The organism is Bradyrhizobium sp. USDA 3256 (assembly GCF_054058275.1).
Map to the genome: position 1 here is coordinate 2,670,853 of NZ_JBSSAE010000002.1, position 17,032 is coordinate 2,687,884.

Here is a 17,032-nt window from a genome sequence, read left to right on the forward strand (position 1 = left end):
TCCTCCTTGCGGTACTTCCTTCCTCTCCGTTGTCGGCGGCCGTCACCCGATTGCGATCAAGGCACGATCACTGCCTCAATAGGGAAACGGCCAAAGTCTGAGCTTCTCCTTGCCGATCGATATCAGCCGGGCGAAGCCATGGGGTTCCTTGATGAGCAGATAGCAGATCAAGGATCCGAAGATGATGAACTGGAGGTGAGTGATCGTTTGCGTCGACAGCGGCAGGCCGAGCTTGGTCGGAATCACATTCAGCATGATCGGCACGATGAGGATGAACGCTGCTCCGATGAACGAACCCATGATCGAGCCGAGCCCGCCGATGATGACCATGAACAGAAGCTCAAGCGAGCGGTCGATCGAGAACGCAAGCGGCTCCCATGAACCGAGGTAGACGAACGCCCAGAGCGCACCCGCCACCCCGATGATGAACGAAGAGACCGCGAAAGCCGTTAGTTTTGCATAGAGCGGCCTGATGCCGATCAGCTCGGCGGCGATATCCATGTCGCGGATTGCCATCCACTGCCTGCCGAGATTGCCGCGCACGAGATTTTTCGCCAACACCGCCATCACGGTCACGACGGCCAGGCACAGCAGGTAACGCTCGACCGGCGAGCGAACGACCATACCGAAGAAATCCAGTTCCGGCGCATTCACTGATCCCGACGGGGCGTAGTTGGTGAACCAGGGGAGCCGCAGGAACGCCCAATCGAAGAAGAACTGCGCGGCGAGCGTTGCGACCGCCAGGTAGAGACCCTTGATCCGCAGACTGGGAATGCCGAACAGGATTCCGGCACCCGCCGCCATGAACCCGCCGAGCAGAATGGATGCCAACACGGGCAACGGTGGGATCGCGATCGCGAAGCCAAGCCAGGCAAGCGGGATATGAACGCCGGTCGCCAGCTTGTAGGCGGAATAGGCGCCGATGGCCATGAACGCGCCGCTGCCGAGCGAGATCTGGCCGCAATAGCCGACGAGAATGTTTGTCCCGATGGCGGCAAGCGCCAGGATGAGGAAGGGCAGCAGGATGGCCCACAACAGGTAGTCGGTGCCGAACGGCCAGATCCGGAAGGTGGCAAGCAGCGGCACGCCAATGAAAGCAATTCCGAGCAAGACAGCGAGGGCAATACGATCCTGCCGGATCGGGAAGATCGCCATATCCTCCGCATAGGTCGCCTTGAACTGGCCGGCTTCGCGATAGAGCACAACGACCTCCCTTGTCTCAGACGCGTTCAATGATCCGCTCGCCGAACAGGCCCTGCGGCCGCAGGAGCAGCACCGCCAGCGCCAGCACGTAGGCAAACCAATATTCGATGCCGCCGCCGATGGATGGCCCGAGATATACCTCTGCGAGCTTCTCACCGGCCCCGACAATGAGCCCGCCGACGATGGCTCCGGGAATGGAGGTGAGGCCGCCGATGATCAGGACCGGCAAAGCCTTCAGCGCGAGAAACGTGATGGAGAACTGTACGCCAAGCTTGGTCCCCCACACGGTCGCCGCGACGAGTGCAACGAGGCCAGCAACGAGCCAGACCACGAACCAAATCCAACTGATTGGAATCCCGATCGAGTGCGCGGCCAAATGGTCGTCGGCGACGGCTCTGAGCGCGCGACCGGTCTTGGTACGCTGAAAGAAGACCGCGAGGCCGGCGACCAGGACGCCCGCGATCAATGCGCCCCAGACATCCAGCTTGTTGACCAGAATCCCGCCCGGGAACAGGCCTTCAAACAAGAACCAGGCGTCGGTCGGGAACAGCCGCAACGGGTAGACATCCGATCCGAAGATCATCTCCGCGGCGCCCTCGATGACGAACGTCACGCCGATCGTCGACATGAACAGCGTCAAGCCGTCCTGATTGACGAGAGGTCCGATCACGAACCGCTCGATCAGCCAGGCGGTTGCCGCCATGATCACGGCGGCAAAGCCGATAGCGAGGATGACCGCGACCCAAAGCGGAAGGCCGTTGGCGACCAGGAGGTCGAGGGCGCGAACCAGCGCCAATCCCGCGAGCAACACCATTGCTCCCTGCGCGTAGTTGAATACGCCGGATGCCTTGAAGATCAGCACGAAGCCGAGTGCGACCAGCGAATAGAGCACGCCAGACATCAATCCGCCGATCAGGACCTCGAGAAACTGACCCAGTGCGATCATGGACGCACCTCAATGCGCGACGCCAAGATATGCGTCGATGACGGCTTGACTTCTCTTCACTTCATCAGGCGTGCCGTCGGCGATCTTCACGCCGTGATCAAGCACCGCCACGCGGTCCGACAGATCCATGACCACGGCCATGTCGTGCTCGATCAGGGCAATGGTCGTGCCGTAGTGGTTGTTCACATCAATGATGAACCGCGACATGTCCTCCTTCTCCTCCAGGTTCATGCCTGCCATCGGCTCGTCCAGGAGCAGAAGGTCGGGCTCCATCGCCAGAGCGCGACCGAGTTCGACACGCTTCTGCAAGCCGTATGGCAGACGCCCGACCGGTACCTTGCGGATTGTCTCGATCTCCAGGAAGTCGATGATCTCCTCGACCTTGTGCCGATGCTCGATCTCCTCTGCGAGGGCAGGGCCATAACGCAGCAGCTGCCACAACAGCCCCCGGCGTACCTTCAAGGTGCGGCCTGCCATGATGTTGTCGAGCGCGCTCATGCCCTTGAACAGGGCGACATTCTGAAAGGTGCGCGCGATGCCGCCGCGCGCCGCCTCGAACGGCTGCATTTTGGACCGGGTGCTTCCCTTGAAGGTGATGGCGCCATGGTTGGGATGATAGAACCCGTTGACGACGTTCAGCATTGAGGTTTTGCCGGCGCCGTTGGGGCCGATGATGGCGCGAATTTCGCCTTTTTTGACGTTGAACGAGACGTCCCGCAACGCCTTGACGCCGCCGAAGGCCAGTGCCACGCCCTCGACCTGCAGCAGGATTTCGTTGGCGTTTGGCGCTCTCATGCTGCTCTTCCCAGCGATTCTGCCGGACCGATGATTTGCATGTCGCGAATCTCGACTCGTGCCGCGATCGTGCCCTTCCGGCCATCCTCAAACGTGACTTCCGTGGAAATGTCGGCGTCATGCGCTCCGTTGTAGAGTGCCGTGACCAACGACGCATAGCGTTCGGCAATGAAGCGGCGGCGCACTTTCTGCGTGCGGGTCAGCTCGCCGTCATCCGCGTCGAGCTCCTTGTGCAGAATGAGGAAGCGGCGAATCTGGGCGCCGGCAAGCACCGTTTCCCCGGCCAGGGAGCGGTTCACCGCGGCGACGTCTTTGGCGACCATCTCGTAGACCAGCGGATGGCCGGCAAGCTCCTGATAGGACCCGTAGGCGACGTTGTTGCGTTCCGCCCAATTCGCGACCGCGACCGGGTCGATGTTGAGCATGGCGCATACGAACTCTCTGGAGTCACCGAACGTGATCGCTTCCTTGATATTGGGATAGAACTTCAGCTTGTTCTCAAGGTACTTGGGAGCAAACATCGTGCCGTCAGCCAATCGACCGACGTCCTTCGCACGATCGATGATCTTCAGATGCCCGGTCTTCTCGTCGAAAAAGCCCGCGTCGCCGGTCCTGACGTATCCATCGGACGTCATCGCTTCCGCGGTCTTTGCCTGATCCTTGAAATATCCGAGGAACATGCCGGGCGAGCGAAACTGCACTTCGCCCGATTCCGCGATGCGGATGTCGACGTTGGGCGCCGGCGGACCAACCGTATCCGGGTAGATCTCGCCATCGGGCTGACACGTTACATAGAGGAACGCTTCGGTCTGGCCGTAGAGCTGTTTCAGGTTCAGTCCGATGGCGCGGTAGAACGCGAACAGATCCGGACCGATAGCTTCACCTCCGGTGTATGCGACGCGCACCTGAGACAGGCCCAGAACGTTCTTGAGAGGCTCGTAGACCAGCCAGCGTCCCAGCGCATAGAGCAATCGGCCTGACAGCGGCACCGGACGTCCCGTCAAGACTTGCTCGCCATACCGCCGCGCGACGCCCAGAAAGTAGTTGAACAATCGCCGCTTGATCGGCGCTGCGTCCTCCATCCGGACCATCAGCCGCGTCAACATGGCCTCGTAACCGCGTGGCGGGGCCAGGTAGAAGGTTGGTCCTATCTCATGCCGATCCTGTTCGATCGTGCTGCTGCTCTCGGGGCACGCCATGCAGAATCCGGCAACCAGGCCTTGCGCATAACTGACGTAATGATCGCCCGCCCAAGCCAGCGGCAGATAGGCCAGCACCACGTCCTTGTCGGTCAACTTGTCGAACCGCGTGGTGTCGGTTGCAGCATCGATGCAGCCTCGCGCCGACAGCATGACGCCCTTGGGCGCGCCGGTCGTTCCCGAGGTGTAGAGGATGATCGCGATGTCCGAACCGTTGCCGGCCCGAATGGATTCATCGATCCGTTCGCCAAGCGCCGGGTCGGCTGCAAGCGCGGTGCGGCCGTCGTTGATGATATCGCCGATTGCGATCAGTCGGCCGTGGTCGTAGCCGTCGATTCCGCGCGGTTCGTCGTAGATGATCCTGTTGAGTTGCGGCAGTCGGTCGGACACCGACAAAACCTTGTCGACCTGCTCCTGATCCTGCGCGGCGACCAGCGTCGCCTCGGCGTGAGCGAGAACAAAAGCGAGCTCATCAGCCACTGCATCGGAATAGACCGGAACGGGGATTGCGCGCAGCGTCTGCGCTGCCATCATGGTCCAGTAAAGCTTCGGCCGATTGGAGCCGACGACCGCGATTGTCTCGCCCGGCCGCAAGCCAAGGCGATGCAAGCCGGCAGCATAGCTACGAATGATCTCGGCAACCTCAGCCCAGGTCCAGCTCTGCCAGATGCCAAGGTCCTTATGCCGGAACGCTGGCCGCGCGCCAAATTGTGCCGTGTTTCGCAGCAGCAATTTGGGAAACGTATCATACGATCCGTCGCCGGCCATGTCGGTCTCGATCCAAAAACCGAAGCGTTGGTTCGCTCCTGTTATGGTGATGCCTGCCCCATTTTTGGGTAGCAGACATGCGAGTGCGGCATGATCCGAGATTACAGCGAATCGAAAGTCCGACAAGTGCCAGATTGATAGGTCGCGTTTTTGCCGCGGGCGCGCGCGCCAGAGATAGGTCTACCGGCTGCCAATTCGCCGAAGGTGAATCCGGCCGCCACCAGACGGACATTGCGGCGCGAAGACGCTGATCGGCTCTCAAGAGGTAACCCCAATGCTTCGGAGAGCCTCACGTCCGTCGGGTCGTCCCGAGAAGCGGACCGAAGTCCTGCACCGCTCAGGTTTCGAGGGCGACCGGAAACCGATTGCCGATCAGCTACGCGGCCGCCCTCGTTGCGACCCATGGAGGGCCGCCTAACCGCGTTGGCTTCGCCGTGCCGGATGGCGAGGTCGGATCAGGCGACTTGACGATGGCCGCTTCGTTTGCCGGTGGCGCGCCATGACAAACTTGCCGCCACCAGGGTGCCCTGCGCCCTGCCAACCGCCCCCGACATGACAGTATCGCGTTGGCGCCAATGTGCCTGGCATGACGGCTGTCATTTCAAACAACATTTCAAACGACGCAACGCGAAAACAGCAAATCCATCTCCCTTGCGGGGAGATGGATTGCATGACTACGTGTGCGCCACGAACCAATCATCCCAAGAGGAAATCATGTCCCAAGGAAAGCGCATCGTTCTGGCTTCGCGCCCGCACGGCGAGCCCACGTCGGCCAATTTCAGGCTCGAGGACTACACGCCGCCGGCACCGGGTGCGGGCGAGGTGCTGCTCCGCACCATCTGGCTGTCGCTCGATCCCTATATGCGCGGCCGCATGAACGACGGCCCGTCCTACGCCGCGCCGGTGCCGGTCGATGGCGTGATGGAAGGCGGCACGGTGAGCGAGGTGATCGCGTCCAACAATCCGGGCTTTGCCAAGGGTGACATCGTGCTGTCGCGCGCGGGCTGGCAGACCCATGCGCTGTCCGACGGCAAGGGGCTTGCCAAGATCGATCCCAAGATCGCGCCGATCTCGACCGCCGTCGGCGTGCTCGGCATGCCCGGCATGACCGCCTATACCGGCCTGCTCGAGATCGGCAAGCCGCAACCGGGCGAGACGGTGGTGGTTGCCGGCGCCTCCGGCGCGGTCGGATCGGCGGTCGGCCAGATCGCGAAGATCAAGGGCGCGCGTGCGGTCGGCATCGCCGGCGGCAAGGACAAGTGCGACTATGTCACCAGGGAGCTCGGCTTCGATGTCTGCCTCGATCATCGCGATCCGGATCTGGCGGCGAAATTGAAGGAAGCCTGCCCGAAGGGCATCGACGTCTATTTCGAGAATGTCGGCGGCGCCGTGTTCGAGGCGGTCTATCCGCAGCTCAACGCTTTTGCGCGCGTGCCGGTGTGCGGCCTGATCGCGCACTATAACGATCGCGAAGCGCGAGCACCGAAATGGGCTTCGTCGATCATGTTCGCGATCCTGACCAAGCGGCTGACCTTCCGCGGCTTCATCGTCAGCGACTTCGCCGCCATGCACGGCGACTTCCTCCGCGACATGTCGCAGTGGGTGCGCGAGGGCAAGGTCAAGTACAAGGAGTTCGTGACCGAGGGCCTGGACAGCGCGCCGGAGGCCTTCATGGGCCTGCTCAAGGGCGCCAATTTCGGCAAGCAGCTGGTCCGGGTCGGGCCGGACAAGGCCTGAGTTAGAAGCCCCGGAAGCTCCCATTCCGCGCAACAAAGTGTCAAAAGCGCCACAATGGCGGGGGATTTGGGGGCCTTTTGGCCCCCATTTGCTTGACGGAGACCCGCAGCAATTGATTCAATGTAGCTATATTTCAGGTGTAGCCATGATTTTTGAAGCTATTGTTTTCGGGGTCATTCTCCTCGCCGTCGGCTATTGGGCGACCATGTTCGTCATGGGCCGCCGCGACGACGTCTTGCACGGAAAATTCGTCGAGGAGCGGCCGGACACGACGCCGGTCCGCTTCATTCCGCACGTATCTCGCGCACGGCCCGCGCCGGCGGCACCACAGCCCGACAAGGATTCGCTGCACGCGCTGCTTACCGTGATCAAGCAGGACCTGCACGACGCGGCGCGGAGCTGACGCGGCTCAGGCCGGCTCCTTGCCGAGCAGCATGTCCAGGTCGACATCGACCTGGCCCTTCGCCCTGACGTGGCGGACCTCGAAACTGTCGGGCTGGAATCGGTATTCGACGAGACCGGTTTCCTTGATGCCGATCACCTCCTGCCGCGCGTCGGAGATGACGAAGCCGGCCGAGGGCGCCCAGACGTGTCTGACATGCTCGAACGTGTAGTCGCGGCGCTGGTGCACATGGCCGCTGCCGACCAGGCGCCAATCGACCTTGCCGAGCATCTCGATCAGGCGGCGCCGCGCCGGCTGCGGGACGAAGCGGATCGCGGTCTCGGCGCGCTCGGCATCGTAGGGCAGGTCGAGATAGAGCGGCTTGTGCAGGAACAGCGCGACCGGCCTGCCGACGGCCTTGTCGAGCGCGCCTGCGAGCCAGTCGAACTGCTCGGCCTCGCTGTCGAGGCCGGTGTTCATGATCAGCGAATTCAGCCCGATGAAGCACCAGCCGGCAGCGTCGAAATGCCAGCGGTCCTCGCCGAGCACCGAGGTGAAGGCGCCGCGCGTCTCCTCGGTCGGCAGTTGCGTCGGTGGCGCGCCGACCGCGGTCGGATTGTCACCGATGTCGTGATTGCCCGGCAGATAGAGGCAATCGACCGGCAGCGCGTTGTGCAGCTCCTTGGCGAAGGCGAGGTCGTCGCGGCTGGTCGGGCCGTCGAACGAGACGTCGCCGGAGTTGAGCACGAGATCGGGACGCGTCGCGTCGATGTGCTCGCTGACGCGATGAAAGTTGTCGATCAGCGACTTGAAGCGGCGCGCGAGATGGGTGTCGGAGATCTGTGTCAGGCGAAATTGGGGCATGCATCGCTCCTTTCGGCCGGAGCATAGGTCGGCGCGAAGTCGGAACGATGACGATTTCGCCGTCTTATTCGATGCTCTGTTTGATGCCTTGTTTGATGTTTTGTTTGGTTTTGCGCCTTTGGCACGGTCGCTGGATCGCCAGTTGCCGCACCGACGCAACGAGCCTTGCCGTCACCATGCCGAGCACGCCGCTGCCCGGGCCGCGTCGTCGAGGATCGGGGAGATGGTGCGCATCGCGTCAACCGTGAGGGGCTGAAACCGCCATTGGTCCTGGGAGTTGGTCACCCGGGCTCGGATCACGGTTCAACGGGTTACCGCGCACGCTTCATTGTGTTGGGCGCGAGTGGCGGCTAAGAGGGCGGCGGGCGCCCGCGGCTGAGGGAGATTTTGATGTCGGTTCAAATGGTTCTGCTACCGGTCTTCATCCAGATCGGGCTCACCTTCGCGCTGTTGTTCGCCATGGCGACGAGGCGCACGAGGGCGCTGACGAGCGGCGAGACCAAGATCGCCGACATCGCGCTGCGCGAGCCGAACTGGCCGGCCCAGGCCACCAAGTTCGGCAACTGCTTCGCCAACCAGTTCGAGCTGCCGATCCTGTTCTATGTCCTGATCGCTATTGCGCTGCCGCTGCGCCGTGCCGATCTGTTCATCGTGCTGATGTCCTGGGTGTTCGTGGTGACGCGGTTTGCCCATGCCGGCGTGTTCGTCACCTCCAACGACGTGCGGCCGCGCTCGCTCGTCTGGTTCGCCGGCGCGCTGGTGCTGGCAGCCATGTGGCTGTATTTCGCGCTCAGACTGCTGCTGCTGATCTGATGCGCCCAACCGAAAGAGATCAATGACCCCCGCTGCCCGGCTTTCCGCCGCGATCGAGCTGATCGCCACCATCGACGCACAGCGCATTCCCGCGGCGAAAGCGCTGAAGGATTGGGGTACCGCGCACCGTTATGCCGGCTCCGGCGATCGCGCCGCGATCTCCGGTCTGATCTGGGACGTGCTGCGCCGGCAATCCTCCGCCGCCTATTTGATGGATGACGCCAGCGCGCGGTCGCGCGTGCTCGGCATGCTCAAGCTCGAACGCGGCATGGACATCGCCACGATCCAGGCGCTGTGCGACGGCGGCCGGTTCGCGCCGGATCCGCTGACCGCGACCGAGGAGGCCGCATTGGCCTCGCGCTCGCTCAGGGATGCGCCGGCGCATGTCGCGGGCGATTATCCGGACTGGCTCGACCCGCATCTGGCAAGGGTGTTCGGCGACGACCGCGCGGCGGAAGCGACCGCGATGGCGAGCCGCGCGCCGCTCGATCTGCGCGTCAACACGCTGCGCGGCAAGCGCGAGAAGGTGCTGCCGCGGCTGTCGCATCTCGGTGCCAAGGAAACGCCGTGGTCGCCGCTCGGCCTGCGCATCGAGCTCGGCGCCGACGCGCGCAATCCGGGCATCCATGCCGAGGAGGATTTCATCAAGGGTGCCGTCGAGGTCCAGGACGAGGGCTCGCAGCTCGCCGCGCTGTTCTCGGCGGCCAAGCCCGGCGAGCAGGTAATCGACCTCTGCGCCGGCGCCGGCGGCAAGACGCTGGCGGTGGCGGCGATGATGCAGGGCAAGGGCCGGCTGATCGCGACCGACAGCGACAAGCGCCAGCTTGCGCCGATCCATGAGCGGCTGTCGCGCGCCGGCGTGCACAATTGCGATGTGCGCACGCCGCGCGGCGAGGAGGAGGTGCTGTCCGACATCAAGGCGTCCGCAGACCTCGTGCTGATCGACGCGCCCTGCACCGGCACCGGCACCTGGCGCCGCAATCCCGACGCCAAATGGCGCATGCGCCCCGGCGCGCTCGAGGTGCGGCTGAAGGATCAGGCCGAGGTGCTGGAGCGCGCCGCGCCGCTGGTGAAGGGCGGCGGACGGATCGCCTACATCACCTGCTCGGTGCTCTCCGAAGAGAACGGCGAGCAGGTCAGGGCCTTCATCGCGCGGCATCCGGAGTTTTCCGTGCAGCCGCCGGAGCAGACCGCATCGGTGCTGTGGGACAAGGCCGAGGCCTTTGCCGAGGCTGCGCTGCAGTCGGCCGAGGGCCTGCTGATGACGCCGCGACGGACCGGCACGGATGGGTTCTTCGTCTCGGTGTTGAAGAAGGCGTAACAGCGATCGTCATTCCGGGGCGTCCGTAGGACGAACCCGGAATCTCGAGGTTCCGGGTTCAATGCTTACGCATTGCCCCGGAATGACGAAATCCACATCATGAGTGCCCGCAATCATACGCCGCACCAACTGCCGTCGGCGTCCTGCTCGCCACGATGACCCAGTACAGCAACGCGCAGGCGCTGATCGCGGCACCCAGGACGCAGACGCCGGGCCAGCCGGCGGCCGCATAGGCCATCGTCGAGGTGATCGCGCCAAAACCTGTTCCGATCGAATAGAACACCATGTAGCCACCGACCAGCCGGCTCGCCGCGTCGGGGCGCGCGGCGACGATCAGGCTCTGGTTGGTGACATGGATCGCCTGCACCGCGAAGTCGATCATCAGCACGCCGGCTAGCACCAGCCATAGCGAGGTGTTGAGGCAGGCGATCGGCACCCAGCCGGCGAGCATCAGCAGCAGCGACAAGCCGGTGGTGCGCTGCCCCCAGCCGCGATCGGCGAGCCGGCCGGAATTGCGCGCCGCCAGCGCGCCGGCGAGACCGGCGATGCCGAGCATCCCGATGGTGGTGTGCGACAGCGAGAGCGGAGGTGCCGCGAGCGGCAGCACGACCGAGCTCCAGAACACGCTGAAGCTTGCGAAGATCAAGAGCGCGAACACCGCGCGCTCGCGCAAGACGTGCTCCTCGACAAACAGCGCGACCGTCGAACGCAACAGCTTGGCGTAGGACGATCCGGCCATCGGCTGCGGCGCATGCCGCGGCAGCGCGCGCGCCAGCAGCGCCGCCAGCACCAGCGTCAGCGCGGCCGAGGTGAGATAGACGACGCGCCAGCCGCCGAGATCGGCCAACGCGCCGGCGGCAAAACGTGCCAGCAGGATGCCCGAAACCACGCCGCTGGTGACGGTGCCGATGGTGCGGCCGCGGTCGGCCGGCGCTGCCAGCGTCGCGGCGTAGGCGACCAGCACCTGGATCACGACGGCGAGCAGCCCGACCAGCACCATGCCGACAAGCAGCACCGGGGCGTTCGGCGCGGTGCCGACGATGGTGAGCGCGATCGCCGACAGCACGGTCTGGCCGACGATCAGCCTGCGGCGGTCCCAGAGGTCGCCGAGCGGCACGATCAGCATCAGGCCGAAGGCGTAGCCGACCTGGGTCAGCGTCACGACGCCGCCGATCACCGCCGGCGCGATGGCGAGATCCAGCGCCATGGTATCCAGCAGCGGCTGCGCGAAATAGATGTTGGCGACGCTCAGCCCGCAGGCGACGGCGAACAGCAGCACGACGGCGGGCGACAGGGCGCGAGCCGTGGTGTCGCCGGGCTTGTCGTTTGTCTTGTGATGGTCCTCGGCCGGCCGGGCCTCAGCCACGGTCTGGTTCGTCATCTTGCCTCCGCTGCAACTCGCAATCTGGTCTCATCATGAGACCAGTTGCGTGAAGCGCTGTCTAGTCCTATTTTAGAACCAGTTCGGAATCGTGATCGAGAAAGGTTGGCCGCGATGAAGCGGACCGGATTCGCCAAAGCGGAATGCCCGGTGGCGCGCGCGCTGGATGCGATCGGCGACTGGTGGTCGCTCCTGATCGTGCGCGACGCGTTCGACGGCCTGCGCCGGTTCGGCGACTTCCAGAAGAATCTCGGCATCGCCAAGGGCATGCTGACGACGCGGCTGCGCACGCTGATCGAGCTCGGCGTGCTCGAGCAGGTCGCGGCCTCCGACGGCAGCGCCTATCAGGAATATGTGCTGACCAGGCGGGGCCACGACCTGTTCCCGATCGTGGTCTCCTTGCGGCAATGGGGCGAGGCGCATCTCTACGCCCGCGGCGAGCCGCATTCGGTGCTGCTCGACCAGGCCGGGCAGGCGGTCGGGCAACTCGTGCTGCCGTCGAAGAGCGGCAAGCCGCTGGGCTGGGCGGAGACGAAGGTAAGGAAGGTGGCGCGGCGGCGGTGAGTACGTGCTAGCGGCTACTTCGTTGCCGGTCTCCGCAAACACTGTCGTCATCCTGAGGTGCGTGCCGGGCGGTGCGCCAGCAACGCGCGGCGAGCCTCGAAGGATAGGGATGGAGCCGGGCTGTCGCCCTTCGAGACGCGCTACGCGCTCCTCAGGGTGACGGGAGACAACGGGGTTGCTCTTCAATCCACAATAAACAGCGTCGCACCCGTCTTGGTCGACGAACGGTGCGCGGCGTCGCCGAAGTCGGAGACCTGGTAGCTCATGCCCGGCTTCAGCGTGAACCTGCGGCCGTCGCGCAGCTCGGTGTCGAGCTCGCCCGTGACGACGTAGAGCACATGGCCGCGATCGCACCAGTGATCGGCGAGGTAGCCCGGCGAATATTCCACCATCCGGATCCGCAGCTCGCCGATGTTGAGCGTGCGCCACAACGCCTGTCCGGTCTCGCCGGGATGCATTGAAGGCTCGACGTTGCTCCAGTCGGTGACGGTGAAGGGCAGGGGCGGGATTTTCATGGGCTGGATCCTGACGTTCTGTGGCTCTACGCGTCTGCATCTCCAAATGCCGGCGTCATCCCCGCGCAACGGCGAAGCCGTTGTCGCTGGAGGTGCGCGTCGAGCGGTGCGCAAGCAACGCTCGGCGGGCCTCGAAGGATGGGGATGGAGCCGGGCTGTCGCCCTTCGAGGGCCGCTGAAGAGGCGGCCACCTCCAGCGACAAAGGCGAAGCCTTTGCGCGGGGGTGACGGGAGAGCAGGAGTGGCGCAGCAGCTTAATGCACCAGATGGTTCGCCGAGCCCTGCCGGATCTTCCCCTCGGCATCCAGCCGCAGATACTCGCAGATCTTCTTGCCGCGTTCATTCTGGTAGAACACGACGACGCTGTCGGGCGAGACATAGAGCTCGATCAGCTCGAAATGCAGCTCGGGCAATTTCGCGAGCGCCGCGCTCCAATAGGCCCGCAAGCTCGCCTTGCCGCGCACGGTGCCTGACGCGCCGAAGCCAAGCGGCGGGATCCGGTCCGAGGTCATCTCGGCATCCTCGGCATACATCGCCAGAACGCGCTCGAGGTCGCGCGCGTTCCAGGCGGCGACCCAGTCGTGGCCGAGGGCCAAGAGGCGGGACGGGTCGTGAAAATCCGGCATTGGTTTCCTCCATGTGGCTTATGGCCAAATTAGGTCAATAATACTGACCTATATGGATTTGTCCATGCCCAAAGAAGAATGTGGGCGCCCCTTCGAGCGCGGTTGCGGGGGCGGGCGCCGTCGCGTATCTGCTTGCCATGACAGCCCAGCACACAGCCCAAGACTCGGTTCAAGCACCGTCGACGCCCTCCGTGGCCTCGGCGCATGACAAGATTCTGATTGTCGATTTCGGCAGCCAGGTGACGCAACTGATCGCCCGCCGCGTCCGCGAGATGGGCGTCTATTCCGAGATCGTGCCGTTCCAGAAGGCGGAGGCCGCCTTCAAGGAGATGAAGCCGAAGGCGGTGATCCTCTCCGGCGGTCCGGAATCGGTGCATGAAACCGGCTCGCCGCGCGCGCCGCAGCTGATCTTCGAGTCGGGCGTTCCCGTGCTCGGCATCTGCTACGGCCAGATGACGCTCGCGGCCCAGCTCGGCGGCGAGGTCGAGGGCGGGCACCATCGCGAGTTCGGCCGCGCCGATGTCGAGGTGAAGACCGACAGCCAGCTGTTCGAGGGCGTCTGGGGCCACGGCGAGAAGCACCAGGTGTGGATGAGCCATGGCGACCGCATCACGAAAATGCCGCCCGGGTTCTCCGTCGCCGGCACCTCGCCGAATGCGCCGTTCGCGATCATCCAGGACGAGACGCGCAAATATTACGGCCTGATGTTCCATCCCGAGGTGGTGCACACGCCCGATGGCGCAAAGCTCTTGCGCAACTTCGTGCGCAAGGTCGCAGGGCTGACCGGCGACTGGACCATGCGCGCGTTCCGCGAGGAGGCGATCGAGAAGATCCGCGCCCAGGTCGGCAAGGGCAAGGTGATCTGCGGCCTCTCCGGCGGCGTCGATTCCGCCGTGGCGGCGGTCTTGATCCACGAGGCGATCGGCGACCAGCTCACCTGCGTGTTCGTCGATCATGGCCTGCTGCGGCTCGACGAGGCCAGGACCGTCGTCGACCTGTTCCGCAACCACTACAACATCCCGCTGGTCCATGTGGACGCGTCGAAGCAGTTTCTGGGCGAGCTCGAAGGCGTCACCGATCCCGAGGTGAAGCGCAAGACCATCGGGCGCTTGTTCATCGACGTGTTCGAGGCGGAAGCCAAGAAGATCGGCGGCGCGGAGTTTCTGGCGCAAGGCACGCTCTATCCCGACGTGATCGAGAGCGTCTCCTTCACCGGCGGCCCGTCGGTGACCATCAAGTCGCACCACAATGTCGGCGGCCTCCCGGCACGGATGAACATGAAGCTGGTCGAGCCGCTGCGCGAGCTGTTCAAGGACGAGGTGCGCGTGCTCGGCCGCGAGCTCGGCCTGCCCGAAGTCTTCGTCGGCCGCCACCCGTTCCCGGGCCCCGGCCTCGCTATCCGCTGCCCCGGCGACATCACCAGGGAAAAGCTCGACATCCTGCGCAACGCGGACGCGGTCTATATCGACCAGATCCGCAGGCACGGCCTCTATGATGCGATCTGGCAGGCCTTTGCGGTGCTGCTGCCGGTCAAGACCGTCGGCGTGATGGGCGACGGCCGAACCTACGAATACGTCGTCGGTCTGCGCGCCGTCACCTCGACCGACGGCATGACCGCCGACTTCTACCAGTTCGACATGAAGTTTCTGGCCGAGACCGCAACGCGCATCATCAACGAGGTGAAGGGCGTGAACCGCGTGGTGTACGACGTGACGAGCAAGCCGCCGGGGACGATCGAGTGGGAGTGACGGGGCCGCATAACGGGACACTTCCCAAGAAGGCTGACGGATGGGACAGGCAAAAGCACGCCGCGAAGCTCTGCGCCAGCAGATGTTGGAAGAGGGGAAGAGGTGGGATTTCCCTCCAACGCCTTGGGAAGCCGCGATTTGCGCCGAATTGAAAGACGAGAGTCGAGTTGTCGCGGTATCTCGCGCCCCGGCGGATCAATTAGCTTGGATGAGGATGCCCGATAAAAAATGCCACGACAATGTGCGGCGGTATGTTGAGAATGATCCGTTAAGGAAGACTCGGGCAGTTGTGGGTTGGTGGGTTCAGTGGCCTGATTTTGTGCTCCATTCAGTCATAGAACGGGGTGGACAGCTGATTTGCATTACACCAACGCGGTTTGACGAAAGCGATTTCCCGTTTATTCCTGATCCTAAGATTAGTTGGTTGGAGGACGGTGATGTTTATTCTGCTGTCCGAGATGGTCGTGTTATCGGGCCCGGCGTGAGAGCTTTCCCCACATTTACGATGGCGCGAAACGCGATTGTCCGAGAGCGGCTAATTGCCGGCGTCGACCCATTCAAGGCGATTGAGTTTAGCGATGAAATGATGGAAGCGCTGAAGCGAGAGCATTGTGCCGAGTAAGAGAGATTTAGCGACCGTCGCAATCGGACAGAGAAGCTGGGTATGCTTGATCTAAGGGAACATCGACACTGCGTCTGGGATCAGGCACTTTGTCCAATCGGCGAAGGCGAGAACAAGGAATCCTTCGCGAAATGGTGGGCGCGCCATGAAGGGCGCCTCGCTCATCTGCACCCACAGATTGCTGAGCAATGGATTTATCGTCATTGGGCGCATTCGTATATGGCGTTCCTTCCGCTTGAGGGGCTCACTTGGCGGCACGAAATCTGGGAGGGTGACGAGATACTCAAGCGGGTTCATATGGAGTTTGGCGGGCCGATGAATGCCGAGCACGACTTCCGAGTGTTCAACGGACGCCCACCCTTTGGACCCACCGCTACGGCGCTTGCTCTCAATCAGGGCACGTGGGACATCCCGCTGCTCGTGTTGGAAACGCCGGCCGGCATCCGGTCTATGGAGCGTGATTTGCCCGACACTCGCTACGTCGTAGCTGAAGGCTCGAAGCGGATGAGATATCTGTACGCCCTCCGCCAACACGATAAAGCTCCGGGGCCGCATGAGCTCTTCATTCTAAAGAGTCCGAACGTTGTGTGAGTAGCAAGTGTAGCCCGATCAGTGATGCGATATCTCGGACACTTCCGGTCAGCGCGTTACGTGGTTTTCCCGCGTATCGCTACGCTCATACGGGCTACTCGCTTGATGCGGTGGTTTCGCTCGCGAGGGTCGGCTCCCTCCCTCTCTTGCTGAACGCAATGATCTTTCCGGCCAGATCTCCCACTGCCTGCTTATTGAGCTGAGCCCAAATAGTAGTGAAGGCCAAGCTCACTGTTTGCGCCGGGATCGCGATGCTATGGACAGGCAAGTTCTTGTCTTCGGCGTATCCAGAACCGTATGTTTGAGCCGCACTTGAGTTGCCCACGTGCCAATCAAATTCCGCTTAATCACGTGCGACAAATCACCCCGACGGGCAACTCACCAAAATCCTGTCAATCCGCTACTAAGAAAATATTCCGCTTGGCGTTTGACCCAACTCAGATGTTCAATATACGCGTCTCACCCGACACGAGGGGCGGATCGCGATCGTCACGAACGCGGGTCGAGATGCGGTGGACGCTGATGGCGCAACTGACGAGTGCGCGCAGATAGCGGACGGTGAAGTCGTGTGGTCCTGACGCCCTAGTGGTAGGTGTCTTCTCGCTTGCGCGATGCGCGTGCGAGGGCGGTGACAAAAAAGCCCAGTCTCGCCGGGGAGAGCACGAAGTAAGCCGCACAACCATCGCGCAGGGAAGGCCGGGTTGTTCCCGGTTACACCTGTGGTCCTACCCCCGAGCTTATCTCCATTGCTCGGGGCCCATGGGTGCGATCGGCACCCGGTCTTCCCTGCGCCCTCCGATCGAAGAGGGTGAAACCAACAGCAAAGCTCGGACGATTGTCGTCGCGAGAACGTGGTGTCATATCTGACGCTGTTTGAAACCGTTGAACCGAACTACGCGCTGCTCATCCGGTGCGGCCAGGGTGTCTCGCCGCTCTTCGAACGGCGCACTTCTGCCG

16 protein-coding genes are annotated in these 17,032 nt (G+C 63.3%); 8 read left to right on the forward strand and 8 right to left on the reverse strand.

All coding sequences use genetic code 11. The annotated features are described in order from the left end of the window. Positions 1–75: 75 nt before the first annotated feature. Genes ACVWY5_RS14035 through ACVWY5_RS14050 form a run of 4 tightly spaced genes read right to left on the reverse strand, consistent with a single transcriptional unit; the run spans position 76 to position 4,911 of the window. The gene (locus tag ACVWY5_RS14035) at positions 76–1,203 is read right to left on the reverse strand and encodes a branched-chain amino acid ABC transporter permease (RefSeq protein ID WP_028335044.1); all 1,128 of its coding nucleotides are present in this window, start codon (positions 1,201–1,203) and stop codon (positions 76–78) included. A gap of 16 nt (positions 1,204–1,219) precedes the next feature. Continuing rightward, on the reverse strand, positions 1,220–2,149 hold the full coding sequence (locus ACVWY5_RS14040; RefSeq protein WP_080667122.1) for a branched-chain amino acid ABC transporter permease: 930 nt from the start codon (positions 2,147–2,149) through the stop codon (positions 1,220–1,222). Positions 2,150–2,158: 9 nt separating this feature from the next. Beyond that, positions 2,159–2,944, reverse strand: a complete 786-nt coding sequence (locus ACVWY5_RS14045; protein WP_028335046.1) for an ABC transporter ATP-binding protein — start codon at positions 2,942–2,944, stop codon at positions 2,159–2,161. Then, positions 2,941–4,911, reverse strand: a complete 1,971-nt coding sequence (locus ACVWY5_RS14050) for an AMP-binding protein (protein ID WP_028335047.1) — start codon at positions 4,909–4,911, stop codon at positions 2,941–2,943. Before ACVWY5_RS14050 ends, ACVWY5_RS14045 begins: the two co-directional genes overlap by 4 nt. Before the next feature lie 714 nt (positions 4,912–5,625). Between ACVWY5_RS14050 and ACVWY5_RS14055 the strand changes: the two genes are divergently transcribed. Continuing rightward, entirely contained in the window at positions 5,626–6,648 is a 1,023-nt protein-coding gene (locus ACVWY5_RS14055; protein WP_028335048.1) for an MDR family NADP-dependent oxidoreductase, read from the forward strand. A gap of 145 nt (positions 6,649–6,793) precedes the next feature. Next, positions 6,794–7,051, forward strand: coding sequence for a hypothetical protein (locus tag ACVWY5_RS14060; protein ID WP_028335049.1), 258 nt, complete (start codon positions 6,794–6,796; stop codon positions 7,049–7,051). Positions 7,052–7,057: 6 nt separating this feature from the next. Here ACVWY5_RS14060 and ACVWY5_RS14065 read toward each other — a convergent pair whose 3' ends face one another. Further along, the gene (locus tag ACVWY5_RS14065; protein WP_028335050.1) at positions 7,058–7,894 is read right to left on the reverse strand and encodes a metallophosphoesterase family protein; all 837 of its coding nucleotides are present in this window, start codon (positions 7,892–7,894) and stop codon (positions 7,058–7,060) included. Positions 7,895–8,284: 390 nt separating this feature from the next. On the opposite strand from ACVWY5_RS14065, the gene ACVWY5_RS14070 reads away from it, so the two are divergent. Then, the gene (locus ACVWY5_RS14070; RefSeq protein ID WP_028335052.1) at positions 8,285–8,707 is read left to right on the forward strand and encodes an MAPEG family protein; all 423 of its coding nucleotides are present in this window, start codon (positions 8,285–8,287) and stop codon (positions 8,705–8,707) included. A gap of 22 nt (positions 8,708–8,729) precedes the next feature. Continuing rightward, complete coding sequence (locus ACVWY5_RS14075; RefSeq protein ID WP_028335053.1) at positions 8,730–10,028, forward strand: RsmB/NOP family class I SAM-dependent RNA methyltransferase; 1,299 nt, start codon at positions 8,730–8,732, stop codon at positions 10,026–10,028. Between the two features lie 97 nt (positions 10,029–10,125). Here ACVWY5_RS14075 and ACVWY5_RS14080 read toward each other — a convergent pair whose 3' ends face one another. Next, on the reverse strand, positions 10,126–11,409 hold the full coding sequence (locus ACVWY5_RS14080) for an MFS transporter (protein WP_028335054.1): 1,284 nt from the start codon (positions 11,407–11,409) through the stop codon (positions 10,126–10,128). A gap of 114 nt (positions 11,410–11,523) precedes the next feature. Between ACVWY5_RS14080 and ACVWY5_RS14085 the strand changes: the two genes are divergently transcribed. Next, positions 11,524–11,973 carry a winged helix-turn-helix transcriptional regulator gene (locus tag ACVWY5_RS14085; protein ID WP_028335055.1) on the forward strand — a complete coding sequence of 150 codons (450 nt, stop codon included), beginning with the start codon at positions 11,524–11,526 and terminating at the stop codon, positions 11,971–11,973. Between the two features lie 182 nt (positions 11,974–12,155). On the opposite strand, the gene ACVWY5_RS14090 is transcribed toward ACVWY5_RS14085, so the two are convergent. Both ACVWY5_RS14090 and ACVWY5_RS14095 read right to left on the reverse strand, forming a co-directional pair. Further along, a complete protein-coding gene (locus ACVWY5_RS14090; protein ID WP_028335056.1) occupies positions 12,156–12,488 on the reverse strand; it encodes a DHCW motif cupin fold protein in 333 nt (110 codons plus the stop codon). A gap of 254 nt (positions 12,489–12,742) precedes the next feature. Further along, a complete protein-coding gene (locus ACVWY5_RS14095; protein ID WP_028335057.1) occupies positions 12,743–13,114 on the reverse strand; it encodes a nuclear transport factor 2 family protein in 372 nt (123 codons plus the stop codon). 137 nt (positions 13,115–13,251) lie between these two features. Between ACVWY5_RS14095 and guaA the strand changes: the two genes are divergently transcribed. From guaA to ACVWY5_RS14110, 3 genes are read left to right on the forward strand one after another with little or no spacing between them, the layout of a single operon-like run. Continuing rightward, positions 13,252–14,862 carry a glutamine-hydrolyzing GMP synthase gene (guaA, locus tag ACVWY5_RS14100; RefSeq protein ID WP_028335058.1) on the forward strand — a complete coding sequence of 537 codons (1,611 nt, stop codon included), beginning with the start codon at positions 13,252–13,254 and terminating at the stop codon, positions 14,860–14,862. A 40-nt stretch (positions 14,863–14,902) separates the two neighbouring features. Next, complete coding sequence (locus tag ACVWY5_RS14105; protein ID WP_321176895.1) at positions 14,903–15,484, forward strand: hypothetical protein; 582 nt, start codon at positions 14,903–14,905, stop codon at positions 15,482–15,484. 42 nt (positions 15,485–15,526) lie between these two features. Continuing rightward, positions 15,527–16,075: a hypothetical protein gene (locus tag ACVWY5_RS14110; RefSeq protein ID WP_321176894.1), complete on the forward strand. Its 549-nt coding sequence runs from the start codon at positions 15,527–15,529 to the stop codon at positions 16,073–16,075. Positions 16,076–17,032: the final 957 nt, after the last annotated feature.

What these genes read in the sequence shown, in the direction of transcription:
- ACVWY5_RS14080 (WP_028335054.1), bottom strand. Translation starts at nt 11,409, where the DNA reads ATGACGAACCAGACCGTGGCTGAGGCCCGGCCGGCCGAGGACCATCAC.
- ACVWY5_RS14085 (WP_028335055.1), top strand. Translation starts at nt 11,524, where the DNA reads ATGAAGCGGACCGGATTCGCCAAAGCGGAATGCCCGGTGGCGCGCGCG.
- ACVWY5_RS14090 (WP_028335056.1), bottom strand. Translation starts at nt 12,488, where the DNA reads ATGAAAATCCCGCCCCTGCCCTTCACCGTCACCGACTGGAGCAACGTC.
- ACVWY5_RS14060 (WP_028335049.1), top strand. Translation starts at nt 6,794, where the DNA reads ATGATTTTTGAAGCTATTGTTTTCGGGGTCATTCTCCTCGCCGTCGGC.
- ACVWY5_RS14045 (WP_028335046.1), bottom strand. Translation starts at nt 2,944, where the DNA reads ATGAGAGCGCCAAACGCCAACGAAATCCTGCTGCAGGTCGAGGGCGTG.
- ACVWY5_RS14105 (WP_321176895.1), top strand. Translation starts at nt 14,903, where the DNA reads ATGGGACAGGCAAAAGCACGCCGCGAAGCTCTGCGCCAGCAGATGTTG.
- ACVWY5_RS14040 (WP_080667122.1), bottom strand. Translation starts at nt 2,149, where the DNA reads ATGATCGCACTGGGTCAGTTTCTCGAGGTCCTGATCGGCGGATTGATG.
- ACVWY5_RS14055 (WP_028335048.1), top strand. Translation starts at nt 5,626, where the DNA reads ATGTCCCAAGGAAAGCGCATCGTTCTGGCTTCGCGCCCGCACGGCGAG.
- ACVWY5_RS14050 (WP_028335047.1), bottom strand. Translation starts at nt 4,911, where the DNA reads ATGGCCGGCGACGGATCGTATGATACGTTTCCCAAATTGCTGCTGCGA.
- ACVWY5_RS14095 (WP_028335057.1), bottom strand. Translation starts at nt 13,114, where the DNA reads ATGCCGGATTTTCACGACCCGTCCCGCCTCTTGGCCCTCGGCCACGAC.
- ACVWY5_RS14070 (WP_028335052.1), top strand. Translation starts at nt 8,285, where the DNA reads ATGTCGGTTCAAATGGTTCTGCTACCGGTCTTCATCCAGATCGGGCTC.
- ACVWY5_RS14075 (WP_028335053.1), top strand. Translation starts at nt 8,730, where the DNA reads ATGACCCCCGCTGCCCGGCTTTCCGCCGCGATCGAGCTGATCGCCACC.
- ACVWY5_RS14110 (WP_321176894.1), top strand. Translation starts at nt 15,527, where the DNA reads ATGCTTGATCTAAGGGAACATCGACACTGCGTCTGGGATCAGGCACTT.
- guaA (WP_028335058.1), top strand. Translation starts at nt 13,252, where the DNA reads ATGACAGCCCAGCACACAGCCCAAGACTCGGTTCAAGCACCGTCGACG.
- ACVWY5_RS14065 (WP_028335050.1), bottom strand. Translation starts at nt 7,894, where the DNA reads ATGCCCCAATTTCGCCTGACACAGATCTCCGACACCCATCTCGCGCGC.